Below are 4,048 nucleotides of genomic sequence, written 5' to 3' on the forward strand. Positions count from 1 at the left end.
GCGAAGGACCAGGTCAGGGGCAGAGAAGCGGAGAGGCCCTGGTAGGTGTTGTTGGCGGCCGAGTCGAGGGTGACGGCGATGCTGAACGGCGTGCTGACGCCGGCGGCGACGGCGCCGAGGGACTTGACGGGCGAGCCGGCGAGGGTGGCGGCGGTGCCGTTGAAGATCTCGGTGGCGCCGGAGGTGATGACGACCTTGACCTTGGAGCAGAAGTCGGTCGCCGTGCCGCTGAGGGTGCCGTTGGTGGTCTGGGCGCAGGTGGCACCCGGGGTGAGGGTGAAGGTGTTCGCGGCGACGGTGCCCGCGTTCTTGATGGTGATCGCGGTGGTGACCGTCTGACCCGGAGTCATGTTGGTCGAGCCGCCGAACTTGTTGATCGTGGAGCAGGTGGCGGTGTTGGTGCTGACGGTGCCGCCGTCGGTGCTGAGGCAGGTGACGGGCGTGGTGCCGGTCGACTTCTCCTCCATGACGAGCGTGCCGGAGGCGGCGGTGTTGTTCGAGTTGGTGATGCTGGCGACGAAGCCCGACAGAGTCCCGGACATCGAGACGGACAGCAGGGCGGCGGCCGCGATGCTGGTCGCGACGACCAGCGGGGCGAATCGGACGCGCTTGGTCTTGGCGGAAGCGGTGTGGTTCGACATGACAGGACTCCTGATCGGGTAGAAGGTGAACTGCCGGGCAGTTCGTCTCGCTGGTGCGATTGCTTGATGATTAAGCTACTCCGCGATCAAGATACCGGGCAATTCCCAGAAAACCCCCTGTTAGTGGGGCACCGCGCCGAGGTGCTCCCCCGTCAGAGAAGGCACCCCATGACTCCCACCCCTCCACCCGATGACGCGGCGGTCGACGCGCCCGTCGCTGCGCTGCGCCATGCGCTCCGCCTGCTCGAGAGCGCCCAGCGCCAGCTGCGCAGCAGCATCGCGGCCGAGCTCGGCGTCGGCCTCTCGGAGCTGACCGCCCTCGAGACGATCGTCGACCTCCCCGGCCTCACGCCCAAGATGCTCGCCCTCGAGCTCAACCTGACGACCGGAGCCGTGACCGCGCTCCTCGACCGCCTCGCCTCCTCCGGCCTCGTCGACCGCCTGCCGAACCCGAAGGACCGCCGCAGCGTCCTGCTCCGCCTGACCGAGGCCGGCGCGGCCCTGCCCGCCCGCGTCGAGGAGCGCTACGGAGCCGTGAGCGTCGAGGTGCTCCGTGCGTCGCCGCGACTGGGCGACGAGGACCTGGTGGAGGAGCTCGCCCGCGCCGCCGCGGTGATCACGGCCCACACGATCCGCTGACCCGGCGCGGGCGGTAGCGTCGGAGCGCCCTGCGGTCGCGGGCTGCAGGAGGAGGAACCGTGAGCGAGCCCCGCGAGGTCCCGGCCGAGTCGCCGTTCGCCCTCCTCGATGAGGAGGAGGCGGCCGTCTGGTACTCCTACATGAAGGTGCACCTGCGGCTCCGCTACGAGCTGAACCACCAGCTCCGCACGGCGACCGGGCTGTCGCTGGCCGACTACGACGTGCTCGTCGCGCTGACGAGCGAACCCGACGGGCGGATGAGCGTCGCGGACCTCGCCGCGCGGATCGGCTGGGAGCGCAGCCGCGTCTCGCACCGGCTCCGGGGACTGCGCGAGCGCGAGCTGATCGAGACGCGGCCGGCGCCCCGAGATCTGCGCAGTACCGAGGTCGTGCTCACCGAGGTCGGGCGCTCGGCGCTCCGGGAGGCCGGGCCCGGTCACATCGACTTCGTGCGCCGCGCGTTCCTCGACGCGCTCGACCCGGAGCGGATGGCGGCGATGCGCGAGTCGCTCGACGCCGTCTACGACCGGCTGATCGAGCACGGCACCCTTCCGCGGCCTGCAGACCATCCGTAGGCGCCTCTTCCCTTCCGCGTGAAACTTCACCTATTCTGAGCGCACCGACCCGAGGAGCGCTGTGGACGAGACTCTCGCGACCCTGATCGACCGCGTCGCGATCCGCGAGCTCGTCGACACCTGCGCGCGCGGCGCCGACCGCCGGGACGCGGTGCTGGAGGCCTCGGTGTTCGCCGACGACGGCGAGTTGCTCCTCGTCTCCGGCGACTCGGAGACGACCGAGCCGGTCGACGCGATCCGCGGGCGGGACGCGCTCGTGCGGACCTTCGAGGGCCTGATCGCCCAGTACGACGCGACGACCTACCTGAACGGGCAGTCGTCGGTCCGCTTCGCCACCGCCGACATCGCCGAGGGCGAGACGTACTGCCTCGCGCTCCACCTGCTGCACGACGCCGGGCAGCGGTCCCTGCTGACCATGTCGATCCGCTACCTCGACCGCTTCGAGCGGATCGACGGCCGCTGGAGGATCGCGGTGCGCCGCCTCGTCATCGACTGGACCGAACGCTCGCCGTCGTCGCCCTGACACGCCCCACCACCACGAAGGAGAACCATGCCCCTGGACGCCCTGCTGCACGCCAACCTCGTCGAGGTCTTCGGCGAGCGCGATCCCGAGAAGCGCCGCGCAGCGATCGCGCGCACCTACACGCCCGACGTCGAGGTCCTCGACCCCGAGGAGGTGGTCGTCGGGCACGAGGCGCTGCACGCGAAGGCGCAGCGCCTGCTCGACGACGCCCCCGGCTTCGTCTTCTCGGCCGCCGGCCCCGCTTACGAGAACCACGACCTCGGCCACCTCGCCTGGAACTTCGGGCCCGACGGAGCGCCTCCGGTCGTGTCGGGTCTCGACATCTGCCTCGTCGTCGACGGGCGCATCGCGAAGGTCTACACGACCCTGACCTGAGCCCGAGGACGTCAGACCGTCATGTCGCCCACCGGCGGCTCGGACCCGAGGACCCGGTAGCGCAGCTGCACCACTCCGCGGGGTGAGGTGGCCGCCGGCTCGAGGAGCTCGAGCATCGCGGGGGCCGCCGCGCCCTCGAAGACGCGCTTGCCCGCCCCGAGCACGATCGGATGGACCCAGAGCGTCAGCTCGTCGGCGAGGCGCTCGGCGAGCAGGCTCTGCACCAGGTCGAGGCTGCCGATCACGTGGATCCGCTCGTGGCGCGCCCGCAGCTCGTGCACCGCCGCCGTCAGGTCGGGTCCGAGCAGGGCCGACCGCTCCCACGGCAGGGGGACGCCTCGACGGGACGCGACGTACTTGGGGATCGAGTTGAGCAGCCGTCCGATGCCGGCGTCGTCGTGCCGCGGCCAGTAGTCGGCGAAGATCTCGTAGGTCCGCCGGCCCAGCAGCAGTGCGTCCATCCCCTCCATCCCGGACTGCACCCAGCCTCCGGCGACCTCGTCCAGGAGCGGGGCCTGCCAGCCGCCGAACGCGAAACCGCCCTGCGGATCCTCGTCCGGTCCGCCCGGCGACTGGGCGACGCCGTCGAGTGACGCGAACAGGTCGATGCGCACGAGTCCCACGGGCCGCTCCTCCGCTCAGGGCCGCCGCTGCCCGGCGGACGGGGAGACCGTCCCACACCGGCCGTCGCTCGGGCAAGGGCCGCGAGCACCCTCTCGGCCGTAGGGTGGGCGCGTGGACGGGACCGGGGTGTTCGAGGCGGAGCGCGGCCGGCTGACCGGGCTCGCCGCACGGCTGCTCGGCGACCGGCACGAGGCCGAGGACATCGTCCAGCTGGCCTGGCTGCGCCTGCACGGCAGCGACGCCGTGCTCGAGAACCCCGCCGCCTGGCTGACCACGGTGACCACGCGGCTCTGCCTCGACCGGCTCCGCGCCCGCATCCCCGAACCGGTCGAGGCCCGAGAGGACGACCCCGCGTCCGGCGTCGATCCCGCCGACTCCGTGGAGCGGAGCGAGGCGGTGGGGCGGGCGCTGCACGTCGTCGTCGACCGGCTCGCCCCGAACGAGCGGGTCGCCCTCGTGCTGCACGAGTCCTTCGGCTACTCCTTCGACACGATCGGCGGGATCCTCGACCGTTCGCCGGCCGCCGCGCGCAAGCTCGCCTCGCGGGCGCGCGAGAAGGTCGCGAGCGCCGGGCAGGACGGGCCGGTGTCCGAGCGGAGCGTCGTGGACGCGTTCATGGCGGCGGCCCGCGGCGGCGACCTGGCCCGGCTCCTCGCGCTGCCTCGCCCCCG

At 72.1% G+C, this 4,048-nt stretch carries 7 protein-coding genes; 5 read left to right on the forward strand and 2 right to left on the reverse strand.

Annotated features, from left to right (window positions below; all coding sequences use genetic code 11):
* Positions 1-641: hypothetical protein (locus B0T42_RS22100; protein ID WP_077224476.1), on the reverse strand; the 641-nt coding region annotated here is incomplete at its 3' end.
* Between the two features lie 168 nt (positions 642-809).
* On the opposite strand from B0T42_RS22100, the gene B0T42_RS18730 reads away from it, so the two are divergent.
* From B0T42_RS18730 to B0T42_RS18745, 4 genes are all read left to right on the forward strand, one after another.
* On the forward strand, positions 810-1,280 hold the full coding sequence (locus tag B0T42_RS18730) for a MarR family winged helix-turn-helix transcriptional regulator (protein WP_077224477.1): 471 nt from the start codon (positions 810-812) through the stop codon (positions 1,278-1,280).
* Positions 1,281-1,339: 59 nt separating this feature from the next.
* The gene (locus B0T42_RS18735) at positions 1,340-1,855 is read left to right on the forward strand and encodes a MarR family winged helix-turn-helix transcriptional regulator (RefSeq protein WP_236720417.1); all 516 of its coding nucleotides are present in this window, start codon (positions 1,340-1,342) and stop codon (positions 1,853-1,855) included.
* 61 nt (positions 1,856-1,916) lie between these two features.
* The gene (locus tag B0T42_RS18740; RefSeq protein WP_077224478.1) at positions 1,917-2,378 is read left to right on the forward strand and encodes a nuclear transport factor 2 family protein; all 462 of its coding nucleotides are present in this window, start codon (positions 1,917-1,919) and stop codon (positions 2,376-2,378) included.
* 27 nt (positions 2,379-2,405) lie between these two features.
* Positions 2,406-2,753 (forward strand): nuclear transport factor 2 family protein, encoded by a 348-nt coding sequence (locus tag B0T42_RS18745; protein ID WP_077224479.1) that lies wholly within the window; start codon positions 2,406-2,408, stop codon positions 2,751-2,753.
* An 11-nt stretch (positions 2,754-2,764) separates the two neighbouring features.
* On the opposite strand, the gene B0T42_RS18750 is transcribed toward B0T42_RS18745, so the two are convergent.
* Positions 2,765-3,376, reverse strand: a complete 612-nt coding sequence (locus tag B0T42_RS18750) for a dihydrofolate reductase family protein (RefSeq protein WP_077224480.1) — start codon at positions 3,374-3,376, stop codon at positions 2,765-2,767.
* Between the two features lie 112 nt (positions 3,377-3,488).
* Here B0T42_RS18750 and B0T42_RS18755 point away from each other — a divergent pair.
* On the forward strand, positions 3,489-4,048 hold a 560-nt coding region (locus tag B0T42_RS18755), incomplete at its 3' end, for a sigma-70 family RNA polymerase sigma factor (protein WP_077224482.1).

The sequence above is a fragment of the Rathayibacter rhapontici genome, from assembly GCF_001995175.1.
Taxonomy (GTDB): Bacteria; Actinomycetota; Actinomycetes; order Actinomycetales; family Microbacteriaceae; genus Rathayibacter.